This is a genomic window from Achromobacter pulmonis (assembly GCF_021733725.1).
In the GTDB taxonomy this organism is placed as follows: domain Bacteria; phylum Pseudomonadota; class Gammaproteobacteria; order Burkholderiales; family Burkholderiaceae_B; genus Achromobacter; species Achromobacter pulmonis.
The window spans coordinates 5,464,664-5,485,712 of record NZ_JAIFOT010000001.1; the positions used below are offsets into that span (position 1 = coordinate 5,464,664).

General features: G+C 67.1%; 18 protein-coding genes and 1 tRNA gene. 9 read left to right on the top strand and 10 right to left on the bottom strand.

Annotation, left to right across the window (positions count from 1 at the left end; translation table 11 throughout):
* Positions 1-92: 92 nt before the first annotated feature.
* Entirely contained in the window at positions 93-1,529 is a 1,437-nt protein-coding gene (locus K2W61_RS25175; RefSeq protein WP_236757089.1) for an aldehyde dehydrogenase family protein, read from the bottom strand.
* 333 nt (positions 1,530-1,862) lie between these two features.
* On the opposite strand from K2W61_RS25175, the gene K2W61_RS25180 reads away from it, so the two are divergent.
* Together K2W61_RS25180 and K2W61_RS25185 are read left to right on the top strand one after the other, a co-directional pair.
* Positions 1,863-2,666, top strand: a complete 804-nt coding sequence (locus K2W61_RS25180) for a FadR/GntR family transcriptional regulator (protein ID WP_175131836.1) — start codon at positions 1,863-1,865, stop codon at positions 2,664-2,666.
* 99 nt (positions 2,667-2,765) lie between these two features.
* Positions 2,766-3,542 carry a 3-oxoacyl-ACP reductase gene (locus K2W61_RS25185; RefSeq protein WP_236756774.1) on the top strand — a complete coding sequence of 259 codons (777 nt, stop codon included), beginning with the start codon at positions 2,766-2,768 and terminating at the stop codon, positions 3,540-3,542.
* Between the two features lie 28 nt (positions 3,543-3,570).
* Here the strand turns inward: K2W61_RS25185 and K2W61_RS25190 are convergent, their stop codons facing one another.
* Positions 3,571-6,912 (bottom strand): DEAD/DEAH box helicase, encoded by a 3,342-nt coding sequence (locus K2W61_RS25190; protein ID WP_236756775.1) that lies wholly within the window; start codon positions 6,910-6,912, stop codon positions 3,571-3,573.
* A gap of 277 nt (positions 6,913-7,189) precedes the next feature.
* On the opposite strand from K2W61_RS25190, the gene K2W61_RS25195 reads away from it, so the two are divergent.
* The 4 genes from K2W61_RS25195 (at position 7,190) to K2W61_RS25210 (ending at position 9,584) form a co-directional block, all read left to right on the top strand.
* Positions 7,190-7,501 carry an addiction module antidote protein gene (locus K2W61_RS25195; protein WP_175131833.1) on the top strand — a complete coding sequence of 104 codons (312 nt, stop codon included), beginning with the start codon at positions 7,190-7,192 and terminating at the stop codon, positions 7,499-7,501.
* A gap of 94 nt (positions 7,502-7,595) precedes the next feature.
* A complete protein-coding gene (locus tag K2W61_RS25200) occupies positions 7,596-8,531 on the top strand; it encodes a hypothetical protein (protein ID WP_236756776.1) in 936 nt (311 codons plus the stop codon).
* Positions 8,532-8,655: 124 nt separating this feature from the next.
* Positions 8,656-9,438, top strand: a complete 783-nt coding sequence (xth, locus tag K2W61_RS25205; RefSeq protein ID WP_175141164.1) for an exodeoxyribonuclease III — start codon at positions 8,656-8,658, stop codon at positions 9,436-9,438.
* 70 nt (positions 9,439-9,508) lie between these two features.
* A tRNA-Ala gene (locus tag K2W61_RS25210) sits at positions 9,509-9,584 on the top strand.
* A 102-nt stretch (positions 9,585-9,686) separates the two neighbouring features.
* Here the strand turns inward: K2W61_RS25210 and K2W61_RS25215 are convergent.
* The 6 genes from K2W61_RS25215 to K2W61_RS25240 all read right to left on the bottom strand — a co-directional run bounded on the left by K2W61_RS25215 (position 9,687) and on the right by K2W61_RS25240 (position 15,387).
* Complete coding sequence (locus K2W61_RS25215; RefSeq protein WP_236756777.1) at positions 9,687-10,394, bottom strand: metallophosphoesterase; 708 nt, start codon at positions 10,392-10,394, stop codon at positions 9,687-9,689.
* A 93-nt stretch (positions 10,395-10,487) separates the two neighbouring features.
* Positions 10,488-10,688, bottom strand: coding sequence for a hypothetical protein (locus tag K2W61_RS25220; protein ID WP_236756778.1), 201 nt, complete (start codon positions 10,686-10,688; stop codon positions 10,488-10,490).
* Complete coding sequence (locus K2W61_RS25225) at positions 10,685-11,749, bottom strand: Lnb N-terminal periplasmic domain-containing protein (protein WP_236756779.1); 1,065 nt, start codon at positions 11,747-11,749, stop codon at positions 10,685-10,687. Before K2W61_RS25225 ends, K2W61_RS25220 begins: the two co-directional genes overlap by 4 nt.
* Positions 11,733-12,431, bottom strand: a complete 699-nt coding sequence (locus K2W61_RS25230; protein ID WP_272909348.1) for a MarC family NAAT transporter — start codon at positions 12,429-12,431, stop codon at positions 11,733-11,735. The genes K2W61_RS25225 and K2W61_RS25230 overlap by 17 nt, the downstream gene beginning before the upstream one ends.
* Before the next feature lie 218 nt (positions 12,432-12,649).
* Positions 12,650-14,050, bottom strand: coding sequence for an amidase (locus K2W61_RS25235; protein WP_236756780.1), 1,401 nt, complete (start codon positions 14,048-14,050; stop codon positions 12,650-12,652).
* On the bottom strand, positions 14,047-15,387 hold the full coding sequence (locus tag K2W61_RS25240) for an MFS transporter (RefSeq protein WP_175141160.1): 1,341 nt from the start codon (positions 15,385-15,387) through the stop codon (positions 14,047-14,049). The genes K2W61_RS25235 and K2W61_RS25240 overlap by 4 nt, the downstream gene beginning before the upstream one ends.
* 140 nt (positions 15,388-15,527) lie before the next feature.
* Here K2W61_RS25240 and K2W61_RS25245 point away from each other — a divergent pair, with 140 nt between their 5' ends.
* The 3 genes from K2W61_RS25245 (at position 15,528) to K2W61_RS25255 (ending at position 18,607) form a co-directional block, all read left to right on the top strand.
* Positions 15,528-16,568: a LacI family DNA-binding transcriptional regulator gene (locus tag K2W61_RS25245; RefSeq protein WP_175141159.1), complete on the top strand. Its 1,041-nt coding sequence runs from the start codon at positions 15,528-15,530 to the stop codon at positions 16,566-16,568.
* A 199-nt stretch (positions 16,569-16,767) separates the two neighbouring features.
* A complete protein-coding gene (hutG, locus tag K2W61_RS25250; RefSeq protein WP_175131825.1) occupies positions 16,768-17,568 on the top strand; it encodes an N-formylglutamate deformylase in 801 nt (266 codons plus the stop codon).
* 25 nt (positions 17,569-17,593) lie between these two features.
* Positions 17,594-18,607: a LysR family transcriptional regulator gene (locus K2W61_RS25255; protein ID WP_175141158.1), complete on the top strand. Its 1,014-nt coding sequence runs from the start codon at positions 17,594-17,596 to the stop codon at positions 18,605-18,607.
* Between the two features lie 37 nt (positions 18,608-18,644).
* Here the strand turns inward: K2W61_RS25255 and K2W61_RS25260 are convergent, their stop codons facing one another.
* Both K2W61_RS25260 and K2W61_RS25265 read right to left on the bottom strand, forming a co-directional pair.
* Positions 18,645-19,832, bottom strand: a complete 1,188-nt coding sequence (locus K2W61_RS25260) for an NAD(P)/FAD-dependent oxidoreductase (RefSeq protein WP_175131823.1) — start codon at positions 19,830-19,832, stop codon at positions 18,645-18,647.
* Between the two features lie 181 nt (positions 19,833-20,013).
* Positions 20,014-20,985: a LysR substrate-binding domain-containing protein gene (locus tag K2W61_RS25265; protein WP_236756781.1), complete on the bottom strand. Its 972-nt coding sequence runs from the start codon at positions 20,983-20,985 to the stop codon at positions 20,014-20,016.
* Positions 20,986-21,049 lie beyond the last annotated feature (64 nt).

A 21,049-nucleotide genomic window follows, 5' to 3' on the forward strand; every position in this document is an offset into this window, starting at 1 on the left:
GCGTGGCGCCCCTGGCAAAACGTCAAAGGTAACCGATATTTTGCCACCGGGCGCCCGCCCCCATCGGGGGTGGGCGCCCGGCCGCCGCCGGATCAGTGGCGGATGGCGATGGTCTTCAGGGTGGTGAAGCCGTACAGCGCCTCGAAGCCCTTTTCACGGCCATAGCCCGACTGGCGCGAACCGCCGAACGGCAGTTCCACGCCGCCGCCGGCGCCGTAGTTGTTGACGAACACCTGGCCGGCGCGCAGCTTGCGCGCCAGGCGCAGCTGGCGGCCGCCATCGCGGGTCCAGACGCCGGCCACCAGGCCGTAGAGCGTGCCGTTGGCGATTTCCAGCGCGTCTTCCTCGGTGTCGAACACCATGGCGGCCAGCACCGGGCCGAACACTTCTTCCTGCGCCAGGCGGCTCTTGGGCGGCACGTCGCGGAACAGCACGGGAGGCTGGTAGAAGCCGGCCTCGGGCGCGCCGTCCTTGAGCTTGCCGCGCGCGGCGACCTTCAGGCCCTCGGCTTCGGCCTCGGCCAGGAACGCGCGCACGCGGTCGTGCTGGCGGGCGCTGATCAGCGGCCCCACATCCAGGTCCTGCGCGGCCGGGCCGGTGACGGTGGCCGAGAATGCCTCGCCCAGGCGCGCCAGCACTTGTTCGTAGACGCCGCGCTGGATCAGCACGCGGCTGCCGGCCGAGCAGGTCTGCCCCGCGTTCTGGATGATGGCGGCCAGCAGCACCGGCATGGCGGCGTCCAGGTCGGCGTCGTCGAACACGATCTGCGGCGACTTGCCGCCCAGTTCCAGCGTCACGGGCACGTGGTTCTCGGCGGCGGCGTGCGCCACCATCTTGCCGGTCTGCGGCGAGCCGGTGAACGAAATGTGGTCGATGCCGGGATGCGCCGACAGCGCCGCGCCGGCCTCATGGCCATAGCCGGTGCAGATGTTCAGCGCGCCGGCCGGCAGGCCGACTTCGGCGGCGATCTCGGCCAGCTTGAGCAGCGACAGGCAGGCATCCTCGGCCGGCTTGACCACGCAGGCGTTGCCCGCGGCCAGCGCCGCGCCGACGCTGCGGCCGAAGATCTGCAGCGGATAGTTCCACGGCACGATGTGGCCAGTCACCCCATGCGCCTCGCGCACGGTCAGCACGGTGAAGCCGGGGGTATAGGGAATGGTCTCGCCGTGCAGCTTGTCGACCGCGCCGGCGTAGAACTCGAAATAACGCGCCACGGCGGCGGCATCGGCGCGCGCCTGCTTGATCGGCTTGCCGGTGTCCGCGGATTCCAGTTGCGCCAGTTCCTCCTGGCGCTCGAGCAGCGCGAAGGCGATGCGCATCAACAGGCGGCTGCGGGCAGCCGGGGCCATCTGGCCCCACTCGCCCTCGAAGGCCGCGCGCGCGGCGGCCACGGCGCGGTCCACGTCCTCCTCGCCCGAGCGCGCAATGGCGTCGAACGCCTTGCCATCGGACGGGTTCAGGACGGGGATGGTCTCGCCGCTGGCGGCGGGCACCCATTGATTGGCGATAAAGTTCTTCTGAGTCACGATGTGCGGAGTAAAGTAGCGGCCGGTCGGCCGGTTGCGGAACGCGCGGATGCGGGGGTCTCCTGGCGCGCCCCGGGCAACCGGATCGCGCCACCCGGGCGTCGATGGCGCGCGGTGTGGTTATAGGGTGTAGCGAATCCGCTCAAGGTAAGGGAGCGGCGCATAATTTGTCAATTGGATTGACAGCTTTCGTCCCAAGCTTCAGGAAATCTTTCATCCGACTCGGGTTATCCCTAGGAAGTCGCGCCCATCCGGCGCATTGCCTCGCACGGGACGCCCGGTTGCATTTGTCATGACACAGAACAAACCCGGCGCAAGCGCCACAGGAGCAAGGCCATGAGCAAACTGCGCGACCCGCAACTGGACAAGCTGCTGACCGCGGCCAGCCGGCCGCGGCCGGAACTGGACGTGCTGGCCGAGGTGGCCTCGGGCCTGGGCTACGTGCGCGCCGAACGCTTCGCCGAGCGCGTCTACGAAAGCCTGTTCTACGCCATCGCCACCGGCAAGATCGCGCCGGGCGCCAAGCTGCCGACCGAACTGGAGCTGGCCGCGCTGTTCGAGGTGTCGCGGCCGGTGGTGCGCCAGGCGCTGGACCGGCTGCGCGAAGACCAGTTGGTCGAGTCGGTGCGCGGCTCGGGCAGCTACGTGCGCGCCAAGCCCGACCTGATGGGCGGCATGCCCGCGGTCGATCCGGCGCGCCGCGTCGGCCATATCCTGGAGGGCCTGGAACTGCGCAGGGTGATCGAACCGGAATGCGCCTACCTGGCCGCCCTGCGCCGCACCGACGACGACCTGCGCGAGATGGACCGCATGCTGGCCGGCTACGAGGCCGCCGATGCCGCCGGCGCCATCGCCCACCATCACGACTACGGATTCCACCGCGCGATTGCCGCCGCCACCGGCAACCAGCGCTTCGTGCAGGTCCTCAAATCACTGGAGTACGACGTCAGCCATGCCGTCAACATGATGCGCCATCTGGTCCACAGCGAACCCTGGAAGCGCACCCGCGCCGCCATCGACGAGCACCGCCAGATCTACCGCCTGATCCGCGACCAGGACGCCGAGGGCGCCCGCCACATCATGTGCGCCCATATCGAAAAAGCTCGCAGCCGCATGCTCAACAGCGGCTCGGAACAGTGACCCCGGCATTGCCCCCCGCTGCGGCTCATGCCGCCCGCCCGGCGCCGCCGCATTTTTTTGACTCGATTCACTGCCTGATTTCCCGCCTGATTCACCAACATGCCTAGTCACCCCCTCCCGCTGGACCAGCAACTCGTCATCGTCACCGGCGCCAGCCGCGGCCTGGGCGCGGCCATCGCCCGCGCCTTCCTGCGCGAAGGCGCGCGGGTCGTCATCAACTACCTGAACAGCGAAACCGCAGCGCGCGGACTGGCCGCCACCACCCCGGACCGCGCGCTGGCCGTGCAAGCGGACGTGCGCGATGCCGAGGCCGTGGCCGCCCTGGTGGCCTACGCCAGCGAGCACTTCGGCCTGCCGGTGAGCACGGTGGTCAACAACGCCCTGCCCGCCTTCCAGTTCGACGGCGATGCCCGCCCCCACGCCGATACGCTCGACTGGGCGCGCATGCATGCGCAACTCGAAGGCAGCGTGCGCGCCGCCCTCAACACCACCCAGGCCGCGCTGCCATCGATGCGCGCGGCCGGCGGCGGCCGCATCATCAACGTTGGCACCAACCTGGTCCAGAACCCGGTGGTGCCCTATCACGACTACACCGCCGCCAAGGCCGCGCTGCTGGCGTTCACGCGCACGCTGTCGCATGAACTGGGCGCCGATGGCATCACTGTCAATATGGTGTCGGGCGGCCTGCTGCGCACCACCGATGCCTCGGCCGCCACGCCCGCGGCGGTGTTCGACCTGATCGCCGCCAGCACGCCGCTGCGCGAAGTGACCACGCCCGAACAGTTCGCCGACGCCGTGCTGTTCTTCGCCAGCCCGTGGGCGCGCGCGGTGACGGGGCAGAACTTGATCGTGGATGGCGGGTTGGTGAAGGGGTGAGGCGGCGCCGTCGCGCCGGCCGATGCGGTCAATGCGAGCACGCCTCGCCGCCAACACCAAGGCGCTGGTCGAGAACGCGGAAATAAGGGCGTTGGCCCCAAGCGGCACGATCGCCGATCACATACAGCCGGGCCTTGGCCCGGCTGACCGCCACATTGAGCAGGTTGGGGCTTTGCGCAGCCCAATCCTTGGCCCCCGGGCGCTGCGGATTGCCGCCCAGCACCAAGATAACGACTTCGGCCTCCTTGCCCTGGGTCGTGTGCACCGTCCCGGTCTTGGCGGGATCGAGCCCAAGCATCCTGGCCATCGCGCGCAGTTGCGTTGCCGCATCCTTGAACGGTGAGATCAGGAAAATGTCCTTGGGCGCGACCTGATGCTCAGCCTGTAACGATCGCAACAGCTTCCTGGCAGCCTCCCCTTCCTCGGGCACCCAATTGCCCGCACTGGTTTGCGCGCGTACGTCGATCCAATGGCAATGCGGCCACGAATGGGCGGACGGCGATTTCCCTTGCACCATCAGCCCGTCATAAGCAATCTCGTTGCTGATGGAGAACATCGGATCATCGCAGCGGCGATGTACACGCAGAGGCGAGCCGACCCAGACTTTCCCGTTTTCCTTGCCCGGCAGCCAGGTCCCCATCGACATGCTCTGATCCGACAGGCACTGCGCCGATGTGAAGCTGGGCCACCAATCCCGAGGTACATCATAGTGCCGAGCCAGTGCGCCCTCGACCGCTGCCGGCATGCCCAGTACGGGTTCAAGCTGGTTGGGATCGCCCACCACGACGGTGCGCGCCGCACGCCAGATGGCACCGGCGGCCTGTTGAGGCAATGCCTGGCCAGCTTCGTCGATCAAAAGCCAGCCGATCGACTCCCGCCCAAGCGAATGGAACATGCGAGGAATCGAGGCGAAGGTCGTGGAAATCACCGGCACCACGAGTGCGAGGCTACCGAGCGCCACGCGCGCCATGTCTTCGGGCATGCCCTTACCTTGGAGCCAGTTCGAGGCCAAGCCAAGGTTGTCGATGATCTCCTGGGGATGGGACTCGATGAAGGCACGATGCACATCCAATCCGGCCAGAAACAGATCTTGCCGCGCGCGGCGCCAAGCCGGCGTGGACCAGGGCGAAGACAATTCGCGGACGGCGTCATCGGCGCTCGTTTGCGGCCAGTACGCCCCCAAGCGTTGCATTGCCTGCCGGCACGCGTGTCCGGCCGCTTCGAGCCTGTCCAATGCCTGCTGATGAGCGACCTGCTTTTGCCGCAAGGCTGTCCTGAGCTTCTCGTCCCCACCGGCCGCCTCCTGATGAGCAGCCTTGGCCTTCTTGCACTCTGCGGCCAGAGTATCGTGATCCGCCCTGGATTGCCTGACTTGGGCATCGATCTGGTTGCGCCGGTTCCACCATTCCCGGTGTGAGCGTCCCCAAGTCGAAAGCCAGATCAGCAATCCTGGCCTGGCCCGATCGTGGCCGGCCAATTCGTCTTGCGCCGCAGCACACTGTTTGAGCGCACCGGCCATCCGCGCTTGCAGGTTGTCGACGCGCTCCTGTAGCGTCGGCAGCGCGACTTGTCGCGCCGCGAGTTCGACCTGGATAGCGTGCATGCCACGTTCTAGTTCCTCGGCCTGGGCGCGCGCCTTGAGGACAGCCTCCGGAAGTTTCGCACTCGCCTCCAAGACGCTTCGGCATTGACGTTCGGCCTCCTGCGCCTGTTCGAACCGGGCCACGGCCTGTGTCCAACTCATCTCTGGTTTGCGCCCGCCCTCGATGATCCGGCTCAGGTGATAGCGTAGCCCTTCCCCACTTTCGGCAAAGGGATTGGCGTCCCACCGAGCCAGAAGCGCCGCGTGGGTGGGATCGTCTTGCGCGTCCGGCTGATTTTTCCTGGAATGGACGCCAGGTGGATTCTTCCACCAGAAGCTGTTCATGAACGCGCCACGGTTGGCCTTCGATCCCATGCGCGCCGCCAGGAGCCCCCAGGCGGCATTGCCCAGAACGTTGCCGGCCAGGCATTTGTAGTAACCATCCGGATGCGCACTGCGCTCGACCGCATCGGCAGGGACGGCCTTGACGCCCGGCAGTTCCAGCGAAATGTTCTCCACCGCGCCGTTGTTGGCGGACGCCACAACGATGGCGAACCCGCTCAGGTCAGCGTGCAACGGTCGATAGTTGCACCAGAATTCACCCAGTTTCTTCTTCGTCCGCCCGGCAAAGGCCTGCCCTCCCAACCGCGCCAGGTGTGCCGCGCGCGCAGTGACAACCGCCGCCACCACATCGCGTAGCAAGGTGGTCTTGCCCGTGCCCGGGGGGCCATTGATGGCAAAAATTCCAGGTTTGGCTTCGAGCTGGCGCCACAGTTCATTGACGGCCAGTTGCTGGCTGAACGCAAGCGGATGATCCGAGGGCCAACTTCCCGCAGGAAAAGCCGCGGGGTTTAACGCCGCGAAGGCAGTCGCCACCCCATGTTCCTCGCGCAGATCCACGCGCGCACGATCCGACCTTGCCACAGCCTGGATATATTCGGCCAGCCCTTTCCCGACATTGCCATTGACCCAGGCACGGCTCAGCGCGTTGAGATCGCCAACAAAGAAACTATTCAGCAGATCATCCCCAGGCTGGGGATCGGAGACACCCTGATCGCCCGCCGCTTCGGCTCTCTTGACCTGGACGCATTTGGCGGCGTGGGTCGAGGAGATCATCCCCTCGGGCAGCAGACACAGGGCGGCAATGCGCCCGCTCAACGCATCGAGCCAGGCACGGGTGGGCGGCGCTTTTTCCTGTCTGGCCGCAGCCGTGGCGTCAACGAGCCACTGCATAAGCCGGCGAACCAGCATGTCGAAGCCCGCATAGCCGCTGTTCGGACTCGGTATCTCCGGATTGGCTTCCGGCAAGCCGGTCGTGACGATCCTGCCGCCGTCTTCCAGCACCGCGATGCCGTCAGAGTAATGCAGGATCTGCCCCGCCGCCCAACACGCCAGGGACAGAACGAAACTCTGCGGCAGAGGATAGCCGTCTTCGTCGAAAGCCAGGTCAAAGAGGCGGGCTTGGCCGCTGGGGCGGCGCTCGTCGTACACATCCTCGTGCGCCCCCAGCTTGACTTCCAGCAATGCCGCAAACCGCTCAATATCGTAAAGCCCCGCCTGCAGCGTGTAGCGCCAGGCAAGGCGCGGCGCAATGCGTTTGGACTGGTGTTTCGGATCGAACCAGGGCAAGGACTCGTCCGCGCGTAACCGGTAGACAGGCTCGGCGGGGTGGGCGGGGTTGGCTTTCTCGGCTTTTTGCGGAACGCACGCCTCGACGGCGCGCCAGAACCCTAATATGCGCGGTGCTTGAGATGTTGCAGGCTGCCGGCCCTGCTGTTGTTCTGCCATTGTTTTATTCTCTTTCAGGACTGCGAAACTTCCGATCAGGGACGGATATTGGCGTTTGGAAAATTATACAAATTGATAATAATTTATACGAATGCAATGACTTTCCGATTCGGATTGAACGCACTTTTGGTTCACACAAATTGCAGAAAGCAGTGAACCATTCGTGAAGCGCTACGCCTCGACGTTTCCTGCAGTTTCGGACACAAGGAAGGGTCGACTCGCCAAGCCCTCCTGCCCCCCTTGCTAGATTGCTGAGAAACGACGAGGAAGACCAATCATGAGCAAGAAGACGATCAAGGTTTCCGAACTGCCCACCTTCGACCCTGCGCGTTATCTGCGCGACGACAAGGGCATCGCCGCCTACTTGACACAGGTGATCGAGGACGGAGACTTCGGTGAGCTTGCCCAGGCGTTGGGAGTTGCCGCGCGCGCTCGCGGCATGACGCAAATTGCCGAGACCGCCGGTATTGGCCGGGAATCCCTGTACAAGGCGTTGCGCGCAGGCGCGAGTCCGCGCTTCGACACCATCGCCAAGGTATGCAAGGCACTGGGCGTACGCCTTGTCGTCCAGGCCGAACATCCGGCCTAGGCCCGCATGACGATCATCGCGGCCAAATCGAAAACCCAAGCCGCGCAGGAACCCAGCCGTCCCGGCGGAGTCGGCGGGAGAGGAACTGAAGAACATGTCGATGAAATTTGGCCGTGCCTATTGTGAAGAACTTGGAGCGCTCTTGTCTCCATATCGAGCACGCGAACTCTACACCGACGAAGAGGGCGAGCACTGTGGCAAGCAGTTTACGTTCGGCTGCGAAGACCCTGACTGTCGAACTCGTTTGACGCCTGTCGGCATCTACATGGTGCGCAAGTCAAAGCGCGCGATGCACTTTCGCACGAAAGAAGACCACAAGGCGGGATGCGCCTTCCTGACACCCGTTGACGGCAGCAAGGTACGAAAGCCGTCCGAACGCGAGGACGACTACAAGCCGACCGACTTCCCGACAGAACTGGATCTGACCCCGCGCAAGCGCAAGGGAAATGGCGGCCTCGGCCCTGGCGAGGGCGCCGACGACGAGAGGACGGGTGGTGGTAGCAGTCGTGGCCATGGCGGCGCAGGAGCCAAGCGAAAGACAAATAGTTGTACGCGCTATCTCGACCTTGTGGTGGACTGCTTTCTCTGCGGGGATGAAGGTGGCATGAATGGAAACCTCACCATCGCGGGAAAGACAAAGCCATTCGGTCGATTCTTCAAGAAGGTTCGGTACTTTGGAGACGAAATCGGGCTGATCTACTACGGTCCGATTGACGGCCTCAAGATATACAACGGCAAGGGCGTCGGACTGCGCTTCGCCGATTCCGTTTGGGTTGAAAGACGGCCCTATCGGATCTGGGTTCATGTCTCCCAAGAAGTCATCGACGACTCCCGGAGAAAGAAGTCGTTCATGACAGAAATGGCAGAACTCAAGAAGGCCGTCGATGCCAAGGAGGAAGTTGTCGCATTCTTTGTCGGCGCCTATCCGGCCAGGACGACCGTCGAAATAAAGGGCGGCGCCACATTCGACCTGTACCGCGCAGAGCTATCGAGCATCAATCATCTGTCACTGGCATTCGCCAAGTCGTAGAGGATGGCAGTTACCGTAGCATTGATGCGCAGCGGCTCCAAATCGAGCCAAGCCAGTAGCCGGAAGCCAGGATTTCCTAGAGAATCCCTCCCAACCCTCTGAAACCATAAACAGCATTCTCCCCATGAAATTAGCCACCTGGAACGTCAACTCCCTCAACGTGCGCCTGCCCCAGGTGCTGGACTGGCTGGCCGCCAATCCCGTCGACGTGCTGTGCATCCAGGAACTGAAGCTGACCGACGACAAGTTTCCCGAGGACGCGTTCAAGGAAGCCGGTTATCACGCCGCCTGGGCCGGCCAGAAGACCTACAACGGCGTCGCCATCGTATCGCGCGCGCCGGGCACGTCCATGGTGCGTAACCTGCCAACCTACGAGGATCCGCAGCAGCGCGTGCTGGCGCTGACCTTCCCGAGCGCGGACGGCGACGTGCGCGTGGTCTGCGCCTATTGCCCCAACGGCCAGGCGGTCGGTTCCGACAAGTATGCCTACAAGCTCGAATGGTTCGCCGCCATGCGCGCCTGGCTGGCCGACGAGATCAAGCAGTACCCGCGCCTGGCGGTGCTGGGCGACTACAACGTCGCGCCGGCCGACGAGGACGTGCACAACCCCGAAAAATGGGAAGGCCAGGTGCTGGTGTCCGAACCCGAGCGCCAGGCGCTGCGCGACCTGGTCGACCTGGGGCTGGCCGATTCCTTCCGGCTGTTTGAACAGCCCGAAAAGTCGTTTTCGTGGTGGGATTACCGCCAGTTCGCGTTCCGCCGCAATGCCGGCCTGCGCATCGACCATATCCTGCTGTCGGCGCCGCTGGTCAAACGCTGCACCGCCTGCGTGATCGACAAGGAACCGCGCCGCAACGAGCAGCCCTCCGACCATGCGCCGGTGGTGGCCACGCTGACATTCGATTGAGCAAAAAATCCAGCGCGCCAGCTTGCACGGCACGCGGAAATTCCTGTATAGTTGCGCTCTTGCTTGATTTGGGGCGGTAGCTCAGCTGGGAGAGCGTCGCGTTCGCAATGCGAAGGTCGGGAGTTCGATCCTCCTCCGCTCCACCAAATTCCAGACGGAAAAGCCTTGGAAACACAATGTGTTCCAAGGCTTTTTTGTTTCTACAGGCCCGGTCTTGAAGATCCGCTTCCGTATCCCCGATACCAACCTCAGCGGCGTCCGTGCCACGGCTTGAGCGTGTGCAAGTCGAGCAGCGTGAACTTGCCGCTGTCCTGCCATCCACCCGTGTCGATGTAGAAGACATTGCCCAGTTGCGCCGGCTTGCGCAGCGTCATGTGCCCATGGACAACCGCCCGCACATTGCGGACAGGCCGGGCATATTGCAGTCGATAACGGTCTATGGACCACAGGCATGCATCCTCGTCCTGCGCGCTGAAGGTGTCATCATGGATCGCTTGCCAGTCGTCATACGGGAAGTCGGCATGCACCAGGCCGACGACACCGCCCGGCGTTTCCACCTCGATTGCCAACGGCAAGGCGTGCAGGCATGCCCCGATGCGGGCCTGGGTATCGCCATCGCATGCGTCCAGCCATGCGCCGCCGTGGACACGATGATCGACGTGGGGGATGGGGTTGTTCAATGCCCGCCGCCACGTCATGAGATCGTGATTCCCGCAAATCGCATGAAACCACGGGCGCTCCAGCCAAGCCAGAACATCGGCGGACTCCGGCCCGCGATCGACGAGGTCGCCTACCGCAAATAATCGGTCATTCTCGGGCGAGAACCTGGCAGCGGCCAGCGCGGCATCGAGCCGGCCGAAATGGCCGTGGATGTCGCCCACCGCCAAATCGCGGCCCGTGGCGTTCAAGCCGAAGCGCTGCACCCGCGAATTTCCGGGCCTCATGCCTGATTCCATGCCGTGTCCTGCCGCTTATCCCGAGCAATCCGTCATGATACGCGGTGACATCCCCGCGCGAGCCCCGTGCCCCCTGGCGCTGCTGCCCCGCCCCTACCCCGACTGACGCGCATGATTCGCGCGCCGCGCCAAGGTCTGGCCCTGGCGGCGCGGATCGCCCGCCGCCTGCCCGGCCTGCCGGCCGCGCAGGCGGTGGGCGATGACGTCATAGAGCCACACGCCCGGCGTACGCAGCGCCAGGAACACCAGCACGGCCAACAACAGCGCCAGCAATACGGCGCGCAACGGGATCATGGCGCGCCTCCCGACGGCTCGGCGCGCAGGTGGCGCCGGATCGTCCGCGAGAAACCGATGGAGTCTTCCCCCAGAATCGGCGGAATGCCGACGAAGCCGCGTTCGCGCAAGGCCTGCAAGGGCACCTGGGTATCGAGCCCCCCCTGCTCATAGAGGTATTCGGGCAGATATCCCGACAGCAGGATACGGTAGTCCAGTGGCAGGCCGGGCACGATGGCCCGCACCATGCGGTACACCAGCGTGGTGCAGTTGGCGGTGACGGTGTGATAGAAGCGCGGCGTGTCGGCCAGCGCGTTTGCGGTACTGACATACGACAGGAACAGCTCGCGCATGGCGTCGGCGGGCATCCGCACCGGATAGATATAGACGTTCTCGGCGCGCGGCCCGGCGCGCACATAGAGGATGTCGCGCTCATCGGCGGCCACCACGCTCAGCTCGAATTTCTTGAAGAATCCGCCCAGCTCGGAGAACTGCTCGCCGCGTTCCTTGCGGATCTCGACCGAGAACACCACATGGCGGCCATCGGCGAAACCGAACGAGACCAGCGTGTGGGCAATGGCCGGACCGTCCCAGTACGACAGCACCATGTCGACCGAACGCAGGTCGTTCAGGTCATAGACCCGGGTCTCCCAGCGCGCCGTGTAGTCACTGTCCGAGCGCCATTTGAAGTCGCGCACATTGTCCAGCGTGACGATGCTGCCGCTGACGCTGCCGCGCAGCGTACGGGCGACGTCGTCGGCCCAGACCCGGTCATTGGAAGGCGCGATGCCCTGCCACCAGACCGCCAGCGCGATCACCGCCAGCAGATAGGCCCATAAGGCCGGGCGGCGCCGCCAGCGGCCGGCGCCATGCCACAGGCGCAGCAGGGCATACAACCCCAGCGCGACCCAGGCCAGCATCAGCACGCCCTTGCCCCAGGCCGCCGCCGGCCCCTGGTACCAGAACGCCAGGCAGGCCCAGGCGATGGAGAACAACATCAGCAGGCTGAGCACGACCCGGCCCAGTCCCCGCAGGCAGCGCACGGCCAGGCCGGCCGGCCTGGCGTCAGAGAACGCCGCCATGTTGGCTCACGATTTCCAGCACGCCGTTGATGACGAACTGCACGCCCATGCAGACCAGCAGAAAGCCCATGATGCGCGAAATGGCCTCGACCCCGCCGTTGCCGATGAGGGCGACGATGCGGCCGGCCGAGCGCAGGCAAACCCAGAACAACACCCCCAGCAGCACGAAAACGATGAGCGGCGCGACGGCGATGGTCCAGGCGGGATAATGGCTCGCGGTCTCGCCCCCGGCCGTCGAAGCCGCGCTGATGATCATGGCGATGGTGCCGGGGCCCGCCGTCCCCGGCAGCGCCAGCGGCACGAAAGCGATGTTCGGCACCTGCCGGTGCAGCGCCACGTCGGCGGCGACGTCGGCCTCGCGCTCGTCGCTGGCTGCATTGGCGGCCGCCGGAAACAGCATGCTGAAGCCGATGCTGACCACGATCATGCCGCCGGCGATGCGCAGTCCCGGGATCGAGATACCGAACGTGGCCATGATCCAGGCGCCGGCGTAGTACGTCACCAGCATGATGCCCACGACGTAACACGCGGCCTGCTGGATCTGGCGGTCGCGCTCCTTGTAGGGAATATGCTGTCCGAGGGACAACAGCATGGTCATGGACGTCAAGGGATTGGCCAGCGGCAGCATCAGCGCCAGGCCCAGGCTGACCAGCTTGCCCAGTTGAACCAGATCATCAATCATCGGCGGCGGAGGAAATAGCGGCGAAACGGAACGGAAGCACAACGCCCTCGTCCGGGAACGTCGATTGAGGTACACCGCAGAGTGTAATGTAAGCGAAGGCGAATCCCCGTCTTTACCCGGTTTCGCCCTGCCGGCCCCTGCTGTCGGGGCGGCCGCCCCGAGGATGAATGGGCGGCCGGGCCGGCGTCTTATCTGCAATCGGATGCTGGGGCTTGCGCCTAGCCGGCCAGCCTGGCCCCGGGCCGGCGCCAATGGAGCGCCGCCAGCGCCAGCAGGCGCGCGTCGGCGCCTTCGGCCGCCACCAGTTGCAGCGCCACGGGCAGGCCGTCGACGAAGCCGGCCGGCAAGGCGATAGCCGGCAACCCCAGCAGGTTCCAGGGATTGGTCAGGCCCAGCAGCGTCTCGCGCACGGCGGCGCTGCCGGGACCGGCCACGCTGCGCTGCTGCAGCGCCGGCGCGGGAATCGCCACCGCCGGCAACGCCAGCACATCGACCTGCTCGAAGAGTCCCGCGAACACGCCGCGCAAGTGCTCGCGGACGTTGCGCGCGCGGACATATTCCCAGCCCTGCACCGGGCGCGAGGCGCGCAGGCGCTCCAGCACTTCGGGATCAAACTTGGCGGGCTCGTCCTCGACGCGCTCGGCATGCACCGCATAGGCCTCCGAACGCTGGATGGCGCCCAGCGCCGTCTGCAGCGCGCGGGCGTGGCGGGTGACCTCGGCGCCGTCGACCAGCACGCCACCGAAGCCTTCGGCGGCGGCCCGCACGCAAGCCGTGACGGCCGCAACGTCGATGGCGAACGGCGCGTTCGGCACCCACATCATGCGCGGCGCGGCCAGGCCGGGATCGGCGGCGTCGGCGTAGGGGCCGATGGCGCCGCCGGACAGCGCCTGCATGAAGACCTGCGCGTCCTCGACGCTGTTGGCCAGCACGCCGGCATCCTCGATGCTGGGCGCCAGCGGGAACACGCCGCGCGCCGATACGCGGCCATGGGTCGGCTTGAAGCCGACCACGCCGCACAACGCCGCCGGCACGCGCACTGACCCGCCGGTGTCGGTGCCCAGCGCCAGCGGCACCATGCCGGCGGCCACCGCGGCGCCGCTGCCGGCGCTGGAGCCCCCCGTGATCTGGCTGGTGCGCCAGGGATTGCGCGCCGCGCCCTGCGCGCTACGGTCGCCGGTGGGGCCGTAGGCGAATTCGTGGGTGAGGGTCTTGCCGATGACGATGGCGCCGGCCGCGCGCAACAGCGCCACGCAGTCGGCGTCCGCCGCCGGCCGATGTCCCAGGAAATGCGCCGCGCCCATGGTGGTGGGCATGTCGCCGGTATCGACGTTGTCCTTGATGGCGACCGGGATGCCATGCAGCGGCCCGCGCACCTGGCCACGGGCCCGCTCGGCATCCAGCGCGCGGGCGGCGGCCAGGGCGGCGTCGACGTCCACGTGCACGAAGGCGTTCAATTGCGGGTTCAGGCGCTCGATAGCCGCCGCCGCGTGGCGCACCAGCGCCTCGGCGTCGAGCGCGCCCTGGCGCATGGCATCCTGCAGCCCGGCGACGGAGCGGCCGGCGAAAAAGCCGGGTTCGACGGCCAGCGCCGGGGTGGGGATCGATTGCGGATTCATGGTGTAGCTCCCTGGTATTTGGCGGGCAGGCGTGGGCCGACGCCCGGACGCACCTGCAGCATGGCGATCATGCCAACCGCGGTGGCGACCGAGGCGGCCACGAACATGACCGAATAGCCGTGGCGCGCCGCCAGGTAGCCGGTCAGGGTCGGCGCCAGGATCGAGGCGATATTGGCAAAGAAGTGCATCAGGCCGCTGAAGGTGCCGACGCGGCTGGCGGGCGCGGTATCGATCACCACCGCCCAGTAGACCGAGTTGGGCAGCGCATTGAGCGCGTTGGCCAGGGTCATCAGCGCGATCACGGCGACCACCGATTGCGCCTGCGATACCAGCAGGAAGCACAGGGTGGTGGCCAGCAGGCAGGCCGCGGCCAGCCAGCTGCGCGCGATCTTCAGACTGCCGGTACGCTTGAACAGCAAGTCGGATATGCGGCCGCCCAGCAGCACCGTGACGCAGGCGCCGGTCCAGGGAATCATGCCCATGTACCAGAGCGACGACAGGCTGTAGCCGAAGGTGTCCTGCAGGTATTTGGGCGTCCAGGTCAGCAGCAGGAAGTTGACGTAGTTGAACGAGAAATAGCCCAGCGTGTTCAGCAGCAGGGTCTTGCTGCGAAAGAAGCTCCACCACGGCAGCGCCGGCCCGTCGCCGCCCTGCCCGGCGGCCGCCTGCTCGGCGCGCGCCGCCTGAATTTCGCTCAACTCCGCGGGGGACACGCGCGGATTGGTGTCGGGCCGGTCGGTGAAGATGCGCATGAACAGCACCAGCACCAGCAGGCCAGCCGCGCCCAGAATGTAGAACATGGCGCGCCAGCTGCCGGTCAGGCTCAGCAGGCCCACCGCCACCGGCGCCGTCAGCAGGGCGCCCAGCGGCGTGCTGAGCAGTCCGAAGCCGACCACGAAGCCGCGCTCGCGCGGCGTGGCCCAGTTGGCGATGGTCTTGTTGATGATGGAGTACGCAGGCCCCTCGGCCGCGCCGAACAGGATGCGGATGGTGGCAAAGCCCGCCAGCGCCGAGCCGCCCAGGAAGGCCAGGCCGAAGTCGCCGGCCCAGGCGGTGGCGATCTCGAAGATCGACCAGGTCACGCCGGCCACGATCCAGACCTTGCGCGGGCCGAACCGGTCGGCCAGCATCCCGCCGAACAGCGCGCCGACCATGTAGCCGTAACCGAAGTAGCCCAGCACGGCGCCCCAGTCGCCGCGGTCCAGGCCGTATTCGCCGGTGATGTGGGCGGCGGCATAGGACATGGCGCCACGGTCGATGTAGTTGATCAGTGCCAGCAGCACGACCATCGAGAAAATTCGGTAACGGAACCGCGAGTTCCGGGATTCAGGTGTCATTGCGATCAATCCAGTCGATATACCCAAACGTTTGGGTCGCGCAATGCTAAGGGCTCGGAAAACAAAAATCGACACCGTGTAAACCCTAGGTTGCCGCCAAAGCCCCTAAGACGGTATTCGTGCGTGTATCCTCCAGCCCCATGAACAAATCCCGCCCTGTCACGCTGCAAAGCCTGGCGCGGCAGCTCGGTCTGAACGTGTCGACCGTGTCCCGCGTCCTCAACGGATCCGACGACGACGCGCGCGCCGCCGCCGCGCCCGACACGGTCAAACGGGTCCGAGCGCTGGCCGCCGAGTTGCAGTATCGGACCAATCCGCACGCCGCCAGCCTTAAGACGCGTCGCAGCCGCACCATCGGCGTGCTGGTGCCGCGCCTGTCGGACATGGTGCTGGCCACCATCTACGAAGGCATCGATGAGGCCGCCGCCGAACACGGCTACCTGACCTTCGTCTCCAACACCCAGGACGTGCCCGACAAGCAGCGCAAGCTGATCGACATGGCGCTGGCCAGGCGGGTGGACGGCCTGATCCTGGGCGATGCCCACAGCTACGCGGACGCGGCGCCCAATGCGCTGCTGGCCGAACTGGCGCAGCGCGACGTGCCCTTCGTGCTGGTCAGCCGCCACGCCGACGACCACTGCGCGGTGACCTGCGACGATGTCGAAGGCGGCCGGCTGGCCGCCGAGCATCTGCTGGCCATGGGCCACCGGCGCATCGCGGTGATGGCGGGCGAACCCTTCACCAGCACCGGCCGCGACCGCTCGGCGGGTTTCTTCGCGGCCTGTGCGCGGCACGGCGTCGACATCCCGCAGGCATGGCGCCTCGAGAGCCCGTTCGACACCGACGCCGGCCGCCAGGTGGGTGCGCGCCTGCTGGCCGGCCCGGACCGACCTACCGCCATCTTCGCGGTCAACGACTTCCTGGCGGTGGGCGTGATGGGCGCGGCGCGCGAGCACGGCCTGGAGGCCGGCCGCGACGTGGCCGTGGTGGGCTACAACGACACGCCGCTGGCGGGCGCCCTGCCCATCGGCCTGACCACGGTCCACTCGCCCATGCATGAAATGGGGCGGTTGGCGCTAGAGCTGCTGCTGCGCAAGATCGCCGGCGGCAACCCGGCCAGCGTGCGGCTGACGCCGTCGCTGGTGGTGCGCGGCAGCAGCGATCGGCCGATCGCGGGCTGAGCGGCCAGCGCGGCTCATCGCCCGGGCCGCGCATGCGCCCGCGTGTCCGGCCGGGCGCAATTTGAATCAGCTATCATGATGATCAGCATCGCTTCGTGCGATGCAAATGTCCGCGCCCGGCAGCCTGCCTAGCATAGCGCGGCACTGAGCCGGCCTTCGCGCCGCGCCTGCCTGACCCGCCTTACCCCCGGAGTTTTTCTTGAGCGACATCTATCACTTCAGCCGCGGCACCGCGCCGCTGCTGATTTCCATTCCCCACCTGGGCAGCCAGTTGCCCGACGCCCAACGTGCCCGCATGACGGAAGTCGGCCTGCAGTCCGGCGACACCGACTGGCACCTGGACACCCTGTACCGATTCGCCGACGCGCTGGGCGCGTCCGTGCTGGGCGCGCGCTACTCGCGCTACGTGGTCGACCTGAACCGCCCGCCCAACGACGAAAGCCTGTACCCCGGCCAGACCAAGACGGGCCTGTGCCCGACCCACACCTTCCGTGGCGAGGCGCTATACCTGAACCACGCGGCGCTGACCGACGACGAACGCGAACACCGCCTGCAGACCTATTGGCTGCCGTACCACGCCAAGCTGCGCGAGGAACTCGACCGCATCCGCGCCGAACATGGCACGGTGCTGCTGTGGGAAGCCCATTCGATCGCCAGCGTGCTGCCGCGCCTGTTCGACGGCAAGCTGCCCGACCTGAACCTGGGAACCGCCGGCGGCGCCAGCTGTGCGCCCGACATCCTGGACGCGGTCACCGCAAACCTGCCCGGCTGCGGCTATACCAGCGCCGTGAACGGCCGCTTCAAGGGCGGCTACATCACGCGCCACTACGGCTCGCCGGCAGAGGACATTCATGCCGTGCAACTGGAAATGTGCCAGTCCACGTACATGGACGAGTCCTACCCCTACGCCTACCAGCCGGACACGGCCGCCAAGGTGATCCCGGTGGTCGAAGGCATGGTGCGCGCCGCGCTGAACCAGACGCTGGCGCGTAAGCGCTGAGCCGGCCAACGTCCGGGACCGCCCGATGAACCGCCTGCCTGGCCGCGATGCCGATGCGTACCCCGAGTGGAGCCTGCTGCTGACCTGGGTCGCGGTGATGCAGGCCGCGTCGGTGTCTGGCGCGGCCCGCCTGCTGGGGTTGTCGCAGGCGGCGGTATCGCAGCGGGTCAAGCAACTGGAGGCGGCGCTGTCGACCGAGCTGCTCGATCGCAGCACGCGCCCGGCACGCGCCACGCCGGCGGGCGACCTGCTGTTCGAGCATGCTTCGCGCCTTCTGGCGCAGGCCGGCGATATGACCGAAAGCGTGCGCAACCTGAGCCGCGCGCGGCGCAACATCGTGCGCTTCGGCTGCGTCGACTCGTTCGCCGGCACGCTGGGACCCACGCTGATCCACGGCCTGTCCGGCGCCTCGCGCCAGATCCGGCTATGGTCCGGCATCACCCCGGTGCTGGACAAGCAGCTGGAAGAACGCCAGCTGGATCTGGTGATCAGCACCAGCGCCGCCGCCGATCCCCCCGCCATCCGCAAGCTCGGCCTGTTCAGCGAACCCTACCTGCTGGTGCTGCCGCGCACGGCGCCCCCGCAGGACGCGCACTCGCTGGCGGACCTGGCGCGCCGCAGCCCGTTCATCCGCTACAGCGCGCGTTCCCACATCGGCGCCGCCATCGACCGGCTGCTCGAATCGCGCGGCCTCTTCATCGAGCGCACCTTCGAATTCGACAACACCGATCCGCTGCTCAGCCTGGTCACGGCCGGCCTGGGATTTGCGATCAGCACGCCGCTGTGCATCTGGCAATCGCGCCATTTCGTCGACCAGTTGCGGGTGCTGCCGCTGGCGCCCTGTCTGGACAAGACCCGCGCCGACGCGCCCGACCTGGCCCGCAGCTTCTACCTGGCGGCGCGGCCGCACGAGGCCGGCAAGCTGCCGGCCGAGGCCCGCAACGTGATCCTGATGGCGGTCGAGCGGCTGATGCAGCACGACATCGCGCCCGCCCTCGGCCTGCCGCCGGCCACGCTGTGGCGCAGCCTGCGGCGCTGAATCCATCGATGTGGCATGGCGGCGCGCGCCTGCCTCATCACGACACCGCGCCGCGCCCGTAGCGTCCCGTCAGCAGCGCGCCGCGCTCGAAGCGCGCCAGCGCGTATGGCGCCAGCGAGACGTCGGGCGCCAGCCCCAGCGCTTCCTGCGCCAGCATCCTTCCCACCGCCGGCGACAGCTTGAAGCCGTGTCCGGAAAAACCGAATCCGGCCACCAGCCCCTCCACCCCCGCGATGCGTCCCAGCACGGGATTCCAGTCGGGGGTGACGTCGTACACGCCCGTCCACGACGCAGCCAGGCCGGCCTCGGCATAGGCCGGAAAGCGCGCGGCCACCTGTTCGCCGACCGCGGCCACGTAGTCCAGCGGCACGTCGCCCTGCTCCGCCTCGCCGGCCGCCAGCCTTTCGCCCTGCGTGCCTTCGCTGACCAGCATCTGGGTGCCGCCATAGCTGCGGCAATAGAGCATGCCGGGCGAGGCCAGGTCCTTGTAGACGGGCATGGTGTAGGCATAGGGCGCGGCGGCGCATTCCAGCGCCAGCACCGCGTGGCGTTCGGGCGCCAGCGGCATCGCCACGCCGGTCCAGGCCGCCAGTTCGGCGGTCCAGATGTTCTGCGTGCTGACGACCACGGCGCTGGCGTAGTCGCCCTCGGCGGTGCGCACGCCGGTCACGCGGCCGTCCCGCATCAACAGACCACGCACGGCGACATGTTCGCGGATTGTCACGCCGCGCCGGCGCGCGGCGCGCGCGAAACTGGTGGCGACCAGGTAGGCGTCCGCGAAGCCCGCCTCGGGCTCGAAGCCGATCAGCGCGGCATCGGCGAAGTCGGCGATCGGCAGCAGTTCGCGCGCCTGGGCCGCGTCCAGCTCTTGCACCGGAATGCCCAGCGCGCGCTGCTGCGCCAGCGCGGCGGCCAGCGGCGCGCGCTTGTCGTCGTCGGCCGCGGCTATCAGGTAGCCGCAGCGGACCAGGCCGCTGGCGGCGTCGTCATCGCCCACATAGGCGGCAAAATCGGTGAAGGCGCCCCACGAACGCCGCGCCAGCTCGACGTTCTCGCGCACCGAATAGTGGGTACGCAGGATGCCCGACGACTGCGCCGTCGTGCCGGCGCCGATGGTGGCGCGGTCCAGCACCAGCACATTGCGGGCGCCCAGGGCGGCCAGATGGAAGGCGACCGAGGCGCCGACCACGCCGGCGCCGATCACGATCACGTCATAACTTTTCACGGCCATGCTCCAGGAGGCAATGGCGGCAGTGTGGCGCGCACCGGTCCAGGCGCGCGTTATATCAGCGCGACGAATATTGAGTAGAAGCAGTTCAGGGAAAGCGAGGGCATGGCAACGGCGCCAGGACAGCGCGCGCATGGCCGCGGCTAGGCATGGATAGGCGCCCGCAGCGCGGATCGCGCTAGGGTTGCGCCGCGCCCGGCGGGCGCCAGGACAGCGTTGCGCCCCGCCCTTCTTCGGCCAGGAATTCCACCAGCGCCGGCAGCGACGCGTCCATCGGCCGGTTGGCATGGACGCGCATCACGTAGCCCCACGACCCCGGCATGCGCAGGCCCGGCGTCAGCGCCACCAGCCGGCCGCTGGCCAGTTCCTCGTCGATCAGCGGCGCGCGTCCCAACGCGATGCCGACGCCGGCCGCGGCCGCCGCCACCACCGTGCTCAGGCCGCTCAGCACCAACGGGTCCTGGCCGGCGCTTTCCGGCAGCCCAAGACGCGGGCGCCAGGTGCGCCAGTCGGTCTCGGGACTGTCGACGTGCTTTTCCTCCAGCCAGCGATGGCGCGTGAAGACGGCCGGATCATCGCGTTCATCGGCCGCGACCAGCGCCGGGCTGCACACCGGCACCACGGTTTCGGTCATCAACGGAATATCGCCCGGCGCCGCCAGGTGCGGACCGAGGTCGCGCACGTGCAGAAAGGCCAGGTCGATGTCCTGCGCCTTCCAGGCAGGTTCCTGGCTGGCGTGCAGGAACACCTGGATGTCGATATCCGGGTGCAGTTCGATGAAGCGGCCGATGCGCGGCGCCAGCCACAGCGCGGCCAGCGACGGGTTGGCCGAGACATTCAGGTTATAGCGCCGCTTGCCGCGCGCGCTGCTGCGGGCATGGCGGCAGGCGGTCTCCAGCAGGGTCAAGGCCTGTTGTACCGACACCAGCAGCGCGGCGCCGGCCTCGGTGGTTTCGGCGCGGCGCACCGTGCCGCCCCGACGCAGCAGGCCCACCCCCAGATCGGTCTCCAGCGCGCGCAGCTGATGGCTGACGGCGCTCTTGGTGACATTGAGCTCGGCCGCGGCGCGGCTGAGGCTGCCCAGGCGGGCGACGGCCTCGAAGGCGCGCAGCGCCGCCAGCGGTGGCGTATGGGTAGGCAGGGGCGACATGGGTTGAGTTTATCTCAACCCATGATTGAATAACTATCGCTATCGCGCGGGCGCCGGATGCGTG